This is a genomic window from Modestobacter marinus (genome assembly GCF_019799945.1).
Classification (GTDB): domain Bacteria; phylum Actinomycetota; class Actinomycetes; order Mycobacteriales; family Geodermatophilaceae; genus Modestobacter; species Modestobacter marinus_B.
Genome location: NZ_JABGCH010000026.1, coordinates 1 through 13,631, shown reverse-complemented (window position 1 = coordinate 13,631; position 13,631 = coordinate 1). Strand labels below are relative to the sequence as shown.

At 76.7% G+C, this 13,631-nt stretch carries 15 protein-coding genes; 4 read left to right on the top strand and 11 right to left on the bottom strand.

From position 1 onward, the window contains the following. Positions 1 to 27: 27 nt before the first annotated feature. The 3 genes from HK417_RS18785 to steA are packed head-to-tail and all read right to left on the bottom strand — an operon-like array spanning position 28 to position 2,995. Positions 28 to 864: a hypothetical protein gene (locus tag HK417_RS18785; RefSeq protein ID WP_222269497.1), complete on the bottom strand. Its 837-nt coding sequence runs from the start codon at positions 862 to 864 to the stop codon at positions 28 to 30. After that, a complete protein-coding gene (locus HK417_RS18780; RefSeq protein WP_222269495.1) occupies positions 861 to 1,814 on the bottom strand; it encodes a copper transporter in 954 nt (317 codons plus the stop codon). The genes HK417_RS18785 and HK417_RS18780 overlap by 4 nt, the downstream gene beginning before the upstream one ends. Then, positions 1,811 to 2,995 carry a putative cytokinetic ring protein SteA gene (gene steA / locus HK417_RS18775; protein ID WP_222269493.1) on the bottom strand — a complete coding sequence of 395 codons (1,185 nt, stop codon included), beginning with the start codon at positions 2,993 to 2,995 and terminating at the stop codon, positions 1,811 to 1,813. The genes HK417_RS18780 and steA overlap by 4 nt, the downstream gene beginning before the upstream one ends. 173 nt (positions 2,996 to 3,168) lie before the next feature. On the opposite strand from steA, the gene HK417_RS18770 reads away from it, so the two are divergent. Then, the gene (locus HK417_RS18770) at positions 3,169 to 4,182 is read left to right on the top strand and encodes a TetR/AcrR family transcriptional regulator (RefSeq protein WP_308123703.1); all 1,014 of its coding nucleotides are present in this window, start codon (positions 3,169 to 3,171) and stop codon (positions 4,180 to 4,182) included. Between the two features lie 88 nt (positions 4,183 to 4,270). On the opposite strand, the gene recN is transcribed toward HK417_RS18770, so the two are convergent. Genes recN through HK417_RS18750 form a run of 4 tightly spaced genes read right to left on the bottom strand, consistent with a single transcriptional unit; the run spans position 4,271 to position 8,139 of the window. Then, positions 4,271 to 6,073, bottom strand: coding sequence for a DNA repair protein RecN (recN, locus tag HK417_RS18765; RefSeq protein WP_222269489.1), 1,803 nt, complete (start codon positions 6,071 to 6,073; stop codon positions 4,271 to 4,273). Then, positions 6,048 to 7,109 carry an NAD kinase gene (locus HK417_RS18760; RefSeq protein WP_222269487.1) on the bottom strand — a complete coding sequence of 354 codons (1,062 nt, stop codon included), beginning with the start codon at positions 7,107 to 7,109 and terminating at the stop codon, positions 6,048 to 6,050. Before HK417_RS18760 ends, recN begins: the two co-directional genes overlap by 26 nt. Continuing rightward, positions 7,106 to 7,903 (bottom strand): TlyA family RNA methyltransferase, encoded by a 798-nt coding sequence (locus tag HK417_RS18755; protein WP_222269485.1) that lies wholly within the window; start codon positions 7,901 to 7,903, stop codon positions 7,106 to 7,108. Before HK417_RS18755 ends, HK417_RS18760 begins: the two co-directional genes overlap by 4 nt. After that, positions 7,903 to 8,139: a hypothetical protein gene (locus tag HK417_RS18750; RefSeq protein WP_222269483.1), complete on the bottom strand. Its 237-nt coding sequence runs from the start codon at positions 8,137 to 8,139 to the stop codon at positions 7,903 to 7,905. Before HK417_RS18750 ends, HK417_RS18755 begins: the two co-directional genes overlap by 1 nt. A gap of 271 nt (positions 8,140 to 8,410) precedes the next feature. Here HK417_RS18750 and HK417_RS18745 point away from each other — a divergent pair, with 271 nt between their 5' ends. Continuing rightward, positions 8,411 to 8,728 (top strand): sterol-binding protein, encoded by a 318-nt coding sequence (locus HK417_RS18745; protein WP_261327269.1) that lies wholly within the window; start codon positions 8,411 to 8,413, stop codon positions 8,726 to 8,728. 46 nt (positions 8,729 to 8,774) lie between these two features. Here the strand turns inward: HK417_RS18745 and HK417_RS18740 are convergent, their stop codons facing one another. Together HK417_RS18740 and HK417_RS18735 are read right to left on the bottom strand one after the other, a co-directional pair. Further along, the gene (locus tag HK417_RS18740) at positions 8,775 to 9,839 is read right to left on the bottom strand and encodes an HAD-IIA family hydrolase (protein ID WP_222269479.1); all 1,065 of its coding nucleotides are present in this window, start codon (positions 9,837 to 9,839) and stop codon (positions 8,775 to 8,777) included. Positions 9,840 to 9,882: 43 nt separating this feature from the next. Further along, positions 9,883 to 10,284: a tetratricopeptide repeat protein gene (locus HK417_RS18735; protein WP_222269475.1), complete on the bottom strand. Its 402-nt coding sequence runs from the start codon at positions 10,282 to 10,284 to the stop codon at positions 9,883 to 9,885. Positions 10,285 to 10,388: 104 nt separating this feature from the next. On the opposite strand from HK417_RS18735, the gene HK417_RS18730 reads away from it, so the two are divergent. Continuing rightward, positions 10,389 to 11,699 (top strand): DUF1015 domain-containing protein, encoded by a 1,311-nt coding sequence (locus tag HK417_RS18730; protein WP_222269473.1) that lies wholly within the window; start codon positions 10,389 to 10,391, stop codon positions 11,697 to 11,699. A 14-nt stretch (positions 11,700 to 11,713) separates the two neighbouring features. Here the strand turns inward: HK417_RS18730 and HK417_RS18725 are convergent, their stop codons facing one another. Then, positions 11,714 to 12,073, bottom strand: coding sequence for a single-stranded DNA-binding protein (locus tag HK417_RS18725; RefSeq protein WP_222269471.1), 360 nt, complete (start codon positions 12,071 to 12,073; stop codon positions 11,714 to 11,716). Between the two features lie 84 nt (positions 12,074 to 12,157). Then, positions 12,158 to 13,012 carry a tetratricopeptide repeat protein gene (locus HK417_RS18720; protein ID WP_222269470.1) on the bottom strand — a complete coding sequence of 285 codons (855 nt, stop codon included), beginning with the start codon at positions 13,010 to 13,012 and terminating at the stop codon, positions 12,158 to 12,160. Between HK417_RS18720 and HK417_RS18715 the strand changes: the two genes are divergently transcribed. Beyond that, on the top strand, positions 12,947 to 13,631 hold a 685-nt coding region (locus HK417_RS18715; RefSeq protein ID WP_222269468.1), incomplete at its 3' end, for a hypothetical protein. The genes HK417_RS18720 and HK417_RS18715 overlap by 66 nt on opposite strands.

The following is a 13,631-nucleotide window of genomic DNA, read 5'->3' as shown; positions in this document are numbered from 1 at the left end:
GTGCCGCCCGCCCCTGTCTGCGGCGGCTCACGCGGGCCGGCGGCCGAGCCGGTCGAGCTCGCGCAGCCCGGGCGTGGACTCGATGACCCGGGTGAAGCTCACCTTCTCGCTCGCCAGGGTCAGCGCCGTGACGACGGCGAGCACGGCGGCCCGGGTGCCGCGTCCGGGCACCGCGGCCAGCCGCAGACCCAGCAGGGCGCCGACCGCGTTGGCCCCGCAGTCGCCGAGCATGACGCGCTCGCCCAGGTCGTCGGGCAGCACGCCGAGCGCGGCGCCGAGCGGCCCGGCGGCCAGGCCCCCGGCCGGACCGCCGGAGGTGGCCGCGGCCAGCAGCCCCGACGCCTTCGCCGCGCGCCCGGGGCGGAGGTCGAGCAGGTTCAGCAGGTTCGCCGTCCCGGCGACCAGGCCGGTGGTGAGCACGCCGTCGACGAGCGCGGAGCCGCCCCGGCCGCGGCGTGTGAGCACCGCGGCGAGGGCCGCGGCGGCACCGATCGCGGCGACCTTCACCGCGCCGGCGGACACCCGGCCCTCCCGCAGGGCGGCGAGGTGGCCCGCGAGCCCCTTGTCGCGGGACTGCTCGGGGCGCGCGCCGGCCACGTCGTCATAGCCGCCGACCGCCCCGGCCACCGTGCCGACGACGGCGGCGGCCGCGCGGTACCCCGCGGGCGCGCCGAGCACCGCCGACCCGGTCGCCGCGGCGGCGAGCACCGGGCCACCCAGCAGGCTCACCGGACGCCGCGCGTAGTTGGTGCGCTGCCAGCGGGCCCCGGCCGGCGCAGCGGCCAGCCGGCCGGCCGCGGCCAGGCCGGCGCGCGCGGCGAGCGCGCCGCCGGCCGCCAGCGCAGCGAGTCTAGGGGTGCTCACGAGACCGGCGCGGGCACCGGCTGGGTGTCCTCGCCGACGCCGTACTCACCGGAGGTGCCGCGGCCCTCGGCGGCCAGCGCGAGCACGGTGCTGATCCGGCCGGCGGGCGTGGTCACGTTGTCGACGGAGGAGACGGCGCCGGACACCGCCTGGTCGCCGCGGACGGCGGTCACCAGGCCGCCCTCCCCGGCGGAGGCCGGGTCTCCGGCGACGACCGCGCCCGAGCCCGACGCGTCCAGTGCCTGGGCCAGCTGGACCAGGCCGGTGGTGCGGTCGTCGGCGGCGTCGCTGGTGAGGGCGCCGGCGGTCAGGACGACGGCGAAGTCCGCCGGGCTCACCGAGGAGGTGTCCTGGCTGAGCACGTCGAGCTCCTCCAGCCCGGCGAGCACCGAGGACGTGGCCGCGGTGTCGGGGACGGTGCCGGCGGTGGGGCTGTTCGCTCCCGGGACCATCAGCACCTGCGCGAGCAGGGAGGCCACCAGCTGCCCGGTGTCGTCGGTCTCGGGCAGGGTGATGCCCGGCGGGCGGCCCGGGCCGGTGACGTAGCTCTGCAGGCTGGTCGCCGAGGCCGGGTCGGTGTAGCCCTCGGTCAGCCGCACCGTGCCGGTCACCGTCGCCCCGGCGCTGCCCAGCAGCGCGGTGACGCCCTCGACGACCTCGGCGGGCACCTCGCCCGGGGTCAGCACCAGCACGACGCTGCGCTCCGCGAGGCTGCCGGCGACCAGCGTGGGGCCGACGGCCTCCTCGAAGGCGCCGACCTCGTCGATCTGGGCCTGCAGCACCTGGGTCTGGTCCTCCAGGTCCCGCTTGTCCGCCTGCAGGTCGCTGACCTGGCCCTGCAGGTTGTCCAGCACCGGGCCGTTGAGCTGCGTCGTCCCGATGACGATCCCCAGCGCGACGGCGAGGAAGACCGCGATCAGGGAGACCAGGTGGTAGCGGAAGTCGATCACGAGAAGAGGTTCTCCAACCAGAACACGAAGCTGTCCCATTGGTCGATGAGCAGGTCGAGGTAGACGCGCCCGGCGGTGGAGACAGCGAGCGCGGCGACGATCGACGCCAGGGCGGCGAGGACCAGCAGCACGAGCGCGAGGGTCGAGATGCGGCTGCGGTAGAGCCGGCTCACGCCCTTGGCGTCGACCAGCTTCCCGCCCAGCCGCAGCCGGGTGAGGAACGTCGAGGCCATGCCGCCGCGACCCTTGTCGAGGAACTCGACCAGAGTGGCGTGGGTGCCGACGGCGACGATGAGCGAGGCGCCCTTCTCGTCGGCGAGGAGCATCGCGATGTCCTCGCTGGTCGCCGCGGCCGGGAAGGTGATGGCGTCCACGCCGAGGTCCTGGACACGCTGCAGGCCCGGCGCGCGGCCGTCGGCGTAGGCGTGGACGACGACCTCGGCGCCGCAGCGGAGGACGTCGTCGCTCACCGAGTCCATGTCGCCGATGATCATCTCCGGCTGGTAGCCGGCCTCCCGGATGGCGTCCGCGCCGCCGTCCACGCCGATCAGCACCGGCCGGTAGTCGCGGATGTAGGACCGCAGTGCCGCGAGGTCCTCCTTGTAGTCGTACCCGCGGACGACGACGAGCGCGTGCCGGCCCTCGATCTTGGTCGACACGTCGGGGACGCCCACGCCGTCGAGGAGGAGCGCGCGCTCGCGCTTCATGTACTCCATCGTGTTGGCGGCGAAGGCCTCCAACTGCACCGACAGGCCCGCCCGCGCCTCGGCCATCGCCTCGGCGACCGACTCGGTCGTCTGCTCGACGCCCTCGGCGACGAGCGTCTCCCCGGCGAAGACCTGGTTGCCCTCGACCCGGACCGGGGTGCCCTCCTTGAGCTTGGTGAAGACCTCCTTGCCGACGCCGTCCACCAGGGGGATGCCGGCCTCGACGAGGATCCCGGGGCCGAGGTTCGGATAGCGGCCCGAGGTGCTGGGCGCGGCGTTGATCACCGCGGCGACCTTGCAGGCGACGAGCGAGTCCGCGCTCACCCGGTCGACGTCGACGTGGTCGATGACCGCGACGTCACCCGGGCGCAGCCGCTTGGTGAGGTTCTTGGTCCGTCGGTCGAGGCGGGCGGTGCCGGTGATGCCGGGTTCGGTCTCGGACGGCCGTCCGCGCCGCAGAGTGCCGATGCGCATGGCCTGGATGGTCCCACGGGGGCCGGACGAGCATGACTCGACGCGCAACAGTGACCGATCGCTCACACTCTGCGCCCGACACCGGACTGCCCGCGACACGCTCGGAAATCACCCGTCGGCGCCTGCATGTCGCTGCCCGGGGACGGGACCGTCCCGTCACTACCGTGACTGCTGTGACTGGAGGGGCCTCCGCGCGCCGGAGTACAGCAACTGTCCTCGCCGACGACCTGGTCGAAGGGCTGGCCGACGAGCTCGCCGGCGTCCGGGGTCCAGGTGCGTCGCCGGCCGGTCCCGGGACCGGACACGCGGCGCCCCCGACCGCCCCGGCCGACGTGGCCGAGGCGTTCGTCCCGGTCGTCGAGGAGGCCGTTCCCGCGCCGGTGCTCCCGCTGCCGCCGCGCCCGGTCGCGGACGCGCCGGTCGAACAGGTCCCGCCAGCGCCGCTGGTGGACGCCCCCGCCGCGGCGGGTGACCGGGACGGCGCGGGGGACCGGGACGGGGCGGGTGACCGGGACGGCGCCGGCCCCGGGCGGCGTGCCCGGCGCCGGGAACGCCGCGGGCCCACGCTGCGGGAGCAGCGGCGGCTGCGCACCCGGGAGGCGATCATCGATGCCGCCACGCAGCTGTTCTCCGAGCGCGGCTTCGACTCGGTGAGCGTGGTGGAGATCGCCCAGCGGGCCGGGGTGGTGGAGAAGACCGTCTTCAACCACTTCCCGGTCAAGGAGGGGCTGGTCTTCGAGGCCGACCCGCCGATGCGGGCGCTGGTGCTGGAGGCGGTGCGTCGTCGCCCGGCCGGCGAGTCCGTGGCCGCGGCGGCCGGGTCCTTCGTCGTCGCTGCGGTGAGCCGGCTGGGCTCGCCGGCCGCCGCGGAGGGGGTCGCGGAGATGGCCCGGGTCATCCGCGGCTCGCGCACCCTGCAGGTGCGGGAGCGGGAGATCCTCGACGGCCTGACCGACGCGCTGGCCGAGCAGATCACCATGGAGACGCGGCCGGCGCTCGGTGAGCTGGAGCCCTGGCTGGCCGCCAACGCCGTCGTGGGCCTGTACACCGCGCTGCTGGAGCTCGCCCGCGACCGGGTGCTCGACGGCCAGGCCGGGCCGGAGCTCGAGGACGAGCTGCGCCGTCGCGGTCGCCGCGGGCTGGCGCTGCTGCAGTTCGGCCTCGCGGGCTACGCCAAGCGCCGCTGACACAAGGACCCTCCTGCCCCGCACCGCTCGCGAGCTCGCGGCGGGTCCCTGCAGGAGGACCCGCCGGGCGGGTCCCCGGACGGGGCCGCTACTGCCGTTCGGCGGCCACCGCCAGCAGCTCCCGGGCGTGCGCCTGACCGGTGTCGCTGTCGGCGAGCCCGGACAGCATCCGGGCCAGCTCGCGGACCCGGTCCTCCTCCTGCACCGCCCGGATGTCGGTGGCGGTCACCCCCGCGCCGGAGTCCGGTGTCTTGTCCACGACCAGGTGCGTGTCGGCGAACGCCGCTACCTGGGCCAGGTGGGTGACGACGACGACCTGGTGCTCCCGGGCCAGGCGCGCCAGCCGCCGGCCGATCTCCCCCGCGGCCTGACCGCCCACCCCGGCGTCCACCTCGTCGAAGACCATCACCGGTACCGGGTCGGCGCCGGCGAAGACGACCTCGATCGCGAGCATCACCCGGGAGAGCTCACCGCCGGAGGCGCCCTTGTGCACCGGCCGAGCCGGTGCCCCTGGGTGCGGTGACAGCAGCAGCGCGACCTCGTCGACGCCCTCGGGACCGGGCCGGTCAGGGTCGCTGTCGATGCGGAAGGACACCTGGGCGGTCTTCATCGCCAGGCCGGCGAGCTCGGCGCCGACCTCCGCGGCGAAGCCCTCCGCGGCGGCGCGCCGCCCCGCGGTGACCCGGGCGGACCGCTCGGCCAGCTGCGCGCGGGCCGCGTCCCGCTGGGCCTCCAGCGCCTCGAGGGCCGCGTCGGAGACGTCCAGCTCGGCCAGCCGCTCCTGGGCGTCAGCGGCCCAGGTCAGCACCCCGGCCAGTCCCGCACCGGGATCGGCGTACTTGCGGACCAGCGCGGTGATCGCCGCGCGCCGGTCGAGCACCTCGGCGAGCCGGGCCGGGTCGGCGTCCAGGTCGGCGACGTAGCCGGCGAGCTGCACCCCGACGTCGGACACCACGGCGACGGCGTCCCGGAGGTCCTGCGCGAGCAGTACCAGCGTGGGGTCGTCGGACCCGCCGAGCGCCCGCTCGGCGGTGGCCAGCGCGCTGGTGGCGTCCTGCGGGAAGCCGCCGTCGTCCCCGCCGAGGTCACCGGTGACGTCCCCGACCAGCGCGAGCCGGGCCTCGTCGGCGACGGCGCGCAGGGCGTCCGCGTCACCGAGCCGCTTGGCCTGCGTGTCGAGCGCCTCGTCCTCCCCCGGCTCCGGCGCCACCGCGGCGATCTCCTCCAGGCCGTGGCGCAGCACGTCGGCGGTCTGGGCCAGCTCCCGCGCCTGGCTGCGCCGCCGGTCGAGGTCGTCGGCCAGCTCGCGCCAGGTGGCGTACGCGGCGCGGTGCTCCTCCAGCAGGGCCAGGTGCTCGGGACCGGCGTAGCGGTCCAGCGCGCGCCGCTGCTCGGCGGGGCGGGTCAGCCGCAACTGGTCGGTCTGGCCGTGCACGGCCAGCAGGTCCTCGGCGAGCTCGGCGACCACCCCGACCGGCACGCTGCGCCCGCCGAGGTGCGCCCGTGACCGCCCCTCCGCGCTCACGGTCCGGGCGAGGATGAGGCTGCCGTCCTCGTCCGGCTCGGCGCCGGCGTCGGCGGCCCGCGCCCACACCGGGGAGTCCGGCGGCAGCACCAGGCGCCCCTCCACGCCGGCCCGGCCGCCGGCGCGGACCCGCCCGGGGTCGGCCCGGCCGCCGAACAGCAGCGTCAGGCCGGTGACGACCATGGTCTTGCCGGCGCCGGTCTCACCGGTCACCACGGTCAGCCCCGGACCGAGGTCCAGGGTGACGTCGTCGATCGCGCCCAGCCCGCGGATGTGCAGCTCCGAGAGCGCACCGTTGCGGGGAGCCGCTGGCGGGGCGGGCGGCTGCTCCCGAGGTCGCTCACGCCGCGCCGTCCTGGTGGCCACCGCTCACCTCCTCCGCGGGGCGGGCGAGCCCGTTGTCGCTGAGCAGCGCGTCCTCGACGCTGCTGATGTCCCGGGTGAGCACGTTCGGCCGCGGCGCCTCGTGGCCGGGCCCGTGCGAGCGGGCGTCGCGGAACCCGCGGACCGGCAGCCCGAACTTGGCGACCAGCCGGTCGCTGAAGGAGGTGGGGTTGACCCGGGCGATGCGGACCGGGTGCTCGGAGCGGCGGACGTCCACCCGGCCGCCGTCGGGCACCTCGACGACCCGCCGGCCATCCGCGGAGATCCGCGCCCGATGGCCGTCGGGCGGGATCGCGATGGTGAGCACCGAGTTGGGTGAGGTGACCAGCGGGCGGCTGAACAGCGCGTGCGCGTTGGTGGGCACCAGCAGCAGCGCGTCGACGTCCGGCCACACGACGGGCCCGCCGGCGGAGAACGCGTAGGCGGTCGAGCCGGTCGGGGTCGCGCAGAGGACGCCGTCGCAGCCGAAGCTGGTCAGCGGGTGGCCGTCGACGGCGAGGACGACGTCGAGGACCCGGGACCGCTCGACCTTCTCCACCGACACCTCGTTGAGCGCCCAGGTGCTCCCGGTGGGCCGGCCGTCGAGATCCCGGACGGTGGCCTCGAGCGTGAGCCGCTCCTCGACGTGGTACTCGCACCGCTCCACGGCGGCGAGCATCTCCTCGACCGCCTCGGGCTCGGTCTCGGCGAGGAAGCCGACCCGGCCCAGGTTCACGCCGGTGATCGCCGCGTCGGTGGTGCGGGCCAGCTCCGCGGCCCGCAGGAACGTGCCGTCGCCGCCGAAGACGAGCAGGATCTCGGCGCCGTCGGCCGCCTGGGGGCCGGAGCTGCAGACCTCGGCGCCGGGGATGGCCAGCGCCGCGGCCTCGTCGTCCAGGACCCGCACGGTGAAGCCGTCCTGTGCCAGGCGGGCAGCCGCCGACCGGGCGAGGTGCACGATGTCGGCCCGTCCGGTGTGCACGGCGAGCAGCACACGCCGGGTCCGGGTGCCCGACGTGCCTGGGGTGCCCTCGGTCACTGTGGTCCCTCCTGAACAGCTCGGTCGACGTCTGCCTGGTCCGGTGGCGCGGCGTCCTGCCGCAGCCAGAGGAAGAACTCCACGTTGCCCGCCGGGCCGGGCAACGGGCTGGCCACCACCCCGGCGGTGCCCCAGCCCAGCGCGGCTGCGGCCCGCGCCACGGTGAGCACGGCGTCCGCGCGCAGCGCCGGGTCGCGGACGACCCCGCCGGCACCGAGCCGGTCGCGGCCGACCTCGAACTGGGGCTTGACCATCGGCAGCAGGTCGGCGCCGGGCAGCGCGCAGCGGGTGAGCGCGGGGAGCACGAGCCGCAGCGAGATGAAGGACAGGTCGGCGACCACCAGGTCGACGGGCCCGCCGATGGCCTCGGGGGTCAGCTCGCGGACGTTGGTGCGCTCGTGCACGGCCACCCGGTCGTCGGTGCGCAGTGACCAGGCCAGCTCGCCGTAGCCGACGTCGACCGCGACCACCTCCCGGGCACCCCGGCTCAGGAGCACCTCGGTGAACCCGCCGGTCGAGGACCCGGCGTCCAGGGCACGGCGACCCTCGACCGCGACGGGGAAGGCGTCGAGCGCACCCAGCAGCTTGTGCGCGCCGCGGGACACCCAGCTGGGCTCGTCGGGGTCGGTGCGCACGACCACGGGGGTGCCGGCCTCCACGCCGGTCGCGGGCTTGGCGGCGGCCTGGCCCGCCACGGTCACCCGTCCCTCGGCGATGAGGCTCACCGCGTGCTCGCGGGAACGGGCCAGGCCGCGCCGCACGAGCTCCGCGTCGAGCCGGCTTCGTCGCGCCATCAGAGCTGGTCGATCGTGGAAAGCTCGCGCCGGAGCCGGTCGTGCTCGGCCTCGAAGACGCCGACGTGCTCGGCCACCGGACGCTCGGCGAGGTCGTGGAACGGCGCCGGCCGCTGCGCGGGAACCGGATCTCCCGCCGCAGCCGACCCGCCGGCTGGACCCGTCCCGACCGCCGGCGCCGGGACCGACGGGCGTGCCGGGCCCGGCACGGGTCGGGGCCGGTCGGGGTGGCTCACGGGCTAGTCCTCCGGGTGGTCGTCGGTCGAGGGGGTGGCGGCCCGCGGACGGCGGGTGCCGGTGTCCGGCGGAGCCGGGGCGAGGCGTGCACCGGCCACCTCGCAGGTTACCGGCCGGGAGCCACCCGGCCGGGGCGGCGGACTGCAGCGACCGCCGCCGGGGTAGGGCGCGAGGGTCCGGCGGGTACCGTGCCCCGGACCGCGGGTCCGGGACCGGCCCGGTCGGCAGCGGGAAGGGGAACTGGCGCAGGTGGCGACGCTCGAAGAGTGCATGACGGCCGTCGAGGGTTTCGTGGGGACGCTCGCCAGGTCGGACGCGGCCCGCGACCTGGACCGCTCGGTGTCCTGCCGGCTGACCGACCTCGGCCATGTCGTGCAGGGCCGGCTCGCGCGGGGCTCGGTGCGCGACATGGCGGCGCTGCCCGACTCCCCCGCCGTCCCGAAGGCCGACATCCGGCTGACCATGTCCAGCGACGACCTGCTCGCCATGACCGCGGGCCGGCTGTCCTTCGGCCCGGCCTGGGCGGCCGGCCGGGTGAAGCTGGAGGCCGGACTCCGGGACATGCTGCGGCTCCGGTCGCTGCTGTGAGATCCGCGGTCCCGCCGTCCGCCGCACCGCGGGACCGCCCGCCAGCTCAGTCGTGGGCAAGCCCCCAGCGCACGAGCGCCGCGCCCGCCTCGGCGTCGCCGGCCCGCACGACCGCGGGCTGACCCCCCTCGGGGTGCTGGGTCCAGTGCGCGATGGCGAGGGCGCGCAGCCCGTCGAGGCCGTCGCCGTCGTCTCCCGGCCCCGCCTGCAGGACGAGGTCCGCGCCGCCGACCCGGGCGCTCCAGCGACCGCACCGCCAGCCGCCGTCGACGGCCGTCACGGCCGGGTGCGGGGTGAGCACTCCTCCCGCGTCCTGGGCCAGCAGGTCCGGTCGGTGCTCCGGCACCGCGGACAGGAACGTGGCCGGGGTGGTCACCCCGGTGAGGACCAGCAGGCTGGCGGCCCCGGCGCGCGCTGCGCCTTCGATGTCGGTGTCCAGCCGGTCGCCGACCACGAGCGGGCGCCGCGCACCGGTCCGCCGTACGCACTCGGCGTGCATCGCGGGGTCCGGCTTTCCGGTGACGAGCGGTTCCTGGCCGGTGACGGCACTGACCACGCCGACCAGGGCGCCGTTGCCGGGCAGCACGCCCCGCGGCGAGGGGATCGTCGCGTCGGTGTTGGTGGCCACGTGCCGGGCGCCCCGCCGGATGGCCACGACCGCCTCGGCCAGCTGCGCCCAGCCGACCTCCGGCCCGTACCCCTGGACGACGGCCCGTGGCTGGTCCTCCGCGGTGGCCACCACGGTGAGCCCGGCCGCCGCGAGCGCCGCGGACACACCGGGCCCGCCGACGGGGAGCACGGGCGCACCCGCCCCCAGCAGGTCCGCGACCACCGTCGCGGCGGCCTGGGAGCTGGTGATGACGTCCTCGGGGCCTGCGGCGACGCCCAGGTGGGTGAGGTGGGCAGCCACCTGCTCGGGCGTCCGGGCGGCGTTGTTGGTGACGTAGCCGAGCCGCATGCCCGCGGCGCGCGCCGCCGCGAGGGCGTCGGGTACCCCGGGGACGGCCGCCGGACCGACGTAGACCACGCCGTCGAGGTCCAGCAGCGCCACGTCGTACGTCCGGGCGGGTGGCTCCGCTGCGCCTGCCGCGAGCGGGTGCACGGCGCTCACCGGGACGTTCCGCGGCGGGTGCGACGGGAGGTGGGGGTACTGGTCACGGCATCTCCTCTGCGAGCCCCCGGCGCGCGCGGACTCCGCGCAGCGCCCGGGCGTAGTGGGTCTGGTCGGGCCGCAGGGCCACGGCCAGGGCGAGGTGTTCGGCGGCCAGCTCCAGCTCGCCGGCGCGGCTGGCAGCCAGCCCCAGGCCGAACTGGGCGTAGTCGTCGGTGGGGTTGACGTCGATGAGCCGGGTGAAGCTGTCCATCGCCGCCCGGTACCGCCCGGCGTCGTACTGGGCACGGGCGAGGGCCTCGAGCACGCTCCGGGACGCGGGCTCGGCATCCGCGGCGCGCGCGAACAGCGTGGCCGCGGCGTCCGGGTGGCCGTCGCCGAGAAGCTGGAGTCCGCGCTGGTACCACTCGTAGACGCCGCCGTCCGGCTGCCCCGTCTCGGCCACCGACCCTCCCTCCAGCTCGACCGGCCCCGACGCGGGGCGGGACCAGCGGCGGCCCGGCCGGTGCCGGCCCCCGCGGCCGGCGGGCGCGCTCCTACGATCGGTGCGTGCCCTCGACGTCGGCGGACGCCCCGCCCCCTGACTCGACGGGCCTGGACGTCCGTCCCTTCCGTGCGCTGATCTACCGCGACCACGAGCCGGGGCACCTGGCCCGGGTCAGCTCGCCGGCCTACGACCTCGTGACGGCAGCCGGCCGCGACCGGTTGGCCGCGGCCGATCCGCACAACATCGTCCGCCTGATCCTGCCGCACGTCGACCCGGTGCAGGGTCAGGGGCCCAACCGCGCGGCCCGGCAGGACGCCTCCGCGGACCTGGCGGCGTCGACGCTGCGGCGCTGGCTGTCCGAGGGCGTGCTCACCGAGGACCCGGCACCGGGGCTGTGGCGCTACGAGCTGGCCCCCGCCTCGGGCGCGCCGACCATCGGGTGGCTGGGCGCCGTGACCCTGCCTTCCGCCGGGAGCTTCGCGGTGCTCCCGCACGAGGACACCTTCGCCCCGGCCGTGGACGGACGGCGGGCCCTGCTGGACGCGACGGGAACGGATCTGGAGCCGATCGTGCTGGCGCACGACCCCGACGACGAGGTCGCTGCCCTGACCGCGGCGACGGGTGCGCAGCCGCCGACGTTGGAGGTCGCCGACCCCGACGGGGTGCGTCACCGGCTCTGGCGGGTGACCGATCCGGAGCTAACCGGCCGGCTGACCCGCGCCCTGGCGCGAGCCCGGGCGGTCATCGCGGACGGGCACCACCGGTTCGCCGCCGCGCGGGACCACCGGCGCGACGGCGCCGCGGGTCGCTGCGCCGTGCTCGCACTCCTGACCCCGATGGGACCGGGCGGGCTGCGGGTCCGCGCCATCCACCGGGTGCTGCCCGACCTGGACCTGGAGACGGCCGTGGCCCGCGCCCGGACGGGGATGGCGGTGCGCGAGCTGCCGGTCGCCCCCGGCGGGCTCGAGGCGGTCGCCGAGGAGTGGTCGACGGGCTCCGCCGGGCAGGTCTTCCTGCTGACCGACGGGGAGCGAGCCGTCGAGCTGTCGGTGCCGGCGCCGTCCCTGCTGGCCCGGGTGCCCACGGAGGCCCCCGCGGCCTGGCGGCGGCTGGACGTCGTGCTCGCCCACCACGGCCTGATCACCGGGCTGTGGGAACGCGCGGACGACCCGGCCGCGGTGCTGGTCGCGCACGACGTGGACGAGGCGCTGCGGCTGGTCGCGGAGCGGGCGGGCACCGCGCTGCTCCTGCGCTCGCCGTCCCCGAGGGACGTTGCGGCGGTCGCCCGCGCCGGGGCCCGCATGCCGCGCAAGTCCACGCTGTTCGTGCCGAAACCGCGCACCGGACTGGTGCTGCGCCCGCACACCGACTGAGGGCGGCGGACCGGTCACGCCGACCTCGGGGTGGCCGGGGAACCGCTCTTCGCGACCTTCCGCCCGCGTCGGCAGTTGACCTCGTAGGCGACGGCCGTACTGGTGGGGGTGCGCCAGAATCGTCGCTGGAGGGCGCCCTCCACCTCGACGACGTCCTCGGCGACCCAGGCGGCGGCGTAGCGCTGCAGGGCGGGCAGGTAGCTCACGCAGGTGATGACGTCGCACTTGGGTCCGCGGGGTCGCGGGTTCTCCCGACGCACCACCAGCTTGAACACCAGCAGCGTGTCGCCGCTGGGCAGGGGACGCAGCTCCGGAGCAGCGGGCAGCCGCCCCCGGAGGACGACGTCGTTGCGGTCGATGACGGCGAGGCTCATGGCACGACCCTTGCCGGGGGCGGTCGCACCGGCCAGGGACGACGACGATCTGTGGAAGCCCCTGGCCGATGTGGACGACGCCGATCAGTCCGTCGGTGGCTGCTGCTCGTCCTTCGACGCGGGCGGCTCCTGGAACAGCCGCGTGTGGTCGCGCTCCACCGGCGGCGGGACCTCGCCGAGCAGCTCGGCAACCTCGGCCTCGATGTCCTGCTCGCTGACGTGGTCGAACCGGTCGTCCAGCTCCTCGTCGCCGTCGTCCTCGTCCACCGCGGGCAGGGCGGCGTCGGACGCCGCGTCGTCCCCGTCCTCGTCCTCGTCGTCGAGTTCGACCTCATCGACCTCGTTCTCGTCGGGCTCGAGCTCGACCGCACCGAAGTGCTGGGAGACGCCGGTCAGGTCGTCGGGGTCGGCTGCGGCGATCGCGGCGTACCACTGCGCCGCGAGATCGGCCTCACCGCGGTCGGCGAGCAGGTCGGCGTAGGCCGTCGCCAGCCGAAGTCGGCCGAGGTCGGCCCGACCGAGGCCCTCCGGCCTGGGACGTCCGCCGAGGGCGGCCTCGAGCACCAGGGCGGCGGCCGGCCCCTCCCCCAGGTCCTTACGCGCACCCGCCTCCACCAGTCGCAGCTCGACCAGCTCGTCGCGGTCGGGCGCGTCCTGCAGCGCCTCCTGGACGAGCCGGAGGGCGTTCTCCGGGCGGCCGAGCGCGCGCTCGCAGTCGGCCAGGACGGCGCGGTAGCTCTGGTCGCCGCTCATCCGGGCATAGGCGCGCAGCTCGCGCGCGGCCTCGGCAAAGTCGCCGGCGTGGTACGCCGCGACGCCGACCGCCTCGCGGACGACGGCCAGCCGGGACGCCCGGTCCCGGGCCGCCCGCGCGTGGGCGAGCGCCAGCTCGGGGTCCTCGTCGAGGAGACCGCCGGCCGCGACCAGGTGCCGCGCCACGGTGGCGGCGTTCCTCGAGTCGAGGCCGCGCAGCGCAGTGCGCACCGACGGGTCGAGGTCGGCGGGATCGGCCCACTCCGGGACCTCGGGCCCGCTGGGACGACGCTCGACGTCATCCCGTGGCGCGCTGGGGCGTCGCTCCTGCCAGGCGGGGCGCTCGCTCGGCTCGGGACGGCGGTCCCGGTCGGCCGGGCGCTGGCCGGCGTCGCGGCGCTCGGGGCGGCGCTCCTCCCAGGCCGAGGCGCCCTGGCTCCGGTCGCCAGCGGGTCGGCGGTCCTGCCACTCTCGCCGCTCACCGCCGGGGCGCTGCGGACGGTCCCCGCCGGCATGCTGGGGACGATCGCCAGCCGGGCGGCGCTCCTGCCAGGACGAACCGCTCCGGCTCCGGTCGCCGCCGGGACGGCGGTCCTGCCACTCACGACGCTCGCCGCCGGGACGCTGGGGACGATCGCCACCGGCACGCTGGGGACGGTCGCCACCGGGACGGCGGTCCTGCCACTCTCGCCGCTCACCGCCGGGGCGCTGCGGACGATCGCCGCCGGCGCGCGGCGGGCGATCGCCAGCCGGGCGGCGCTCCTGCCAGGACGAGCCGCCCTGACTCCGGTCCCCGCCGGGACGG

Bases quoted from the DNA above. Each gene is read 5' to 3' on its own strand.
- steA (WP_222269493.1), bottom strand. From the start codon at position 2,995: ATGCGCATCGGCACTCTGCGGCGCGGACGGCCGTCCGAGACCGAACCC.
- HK417_RS18755 (WP_222269485.1), bottom strand. From the start codon at position 7,903: ATGGCGCGACGAAGCCGGCTCGACGCGGAGCTCGTGCGGCGCGGCCTG.
- HK417_RS18745 (WP_261327269.1), top strand. From the start codon at position 8,411: ATGACGGCCGTCGAGGGTTTCGTGGGGACGCTCGCCAGGTCGGACGCG.
- HK417_RS18725 (WP_222269471.1), bottom strand. From the start codon at position 12,073: ATGAGCCTCGCCGTCATCGACCGCAACGACGTCGTCCTCCGGGGGCGG.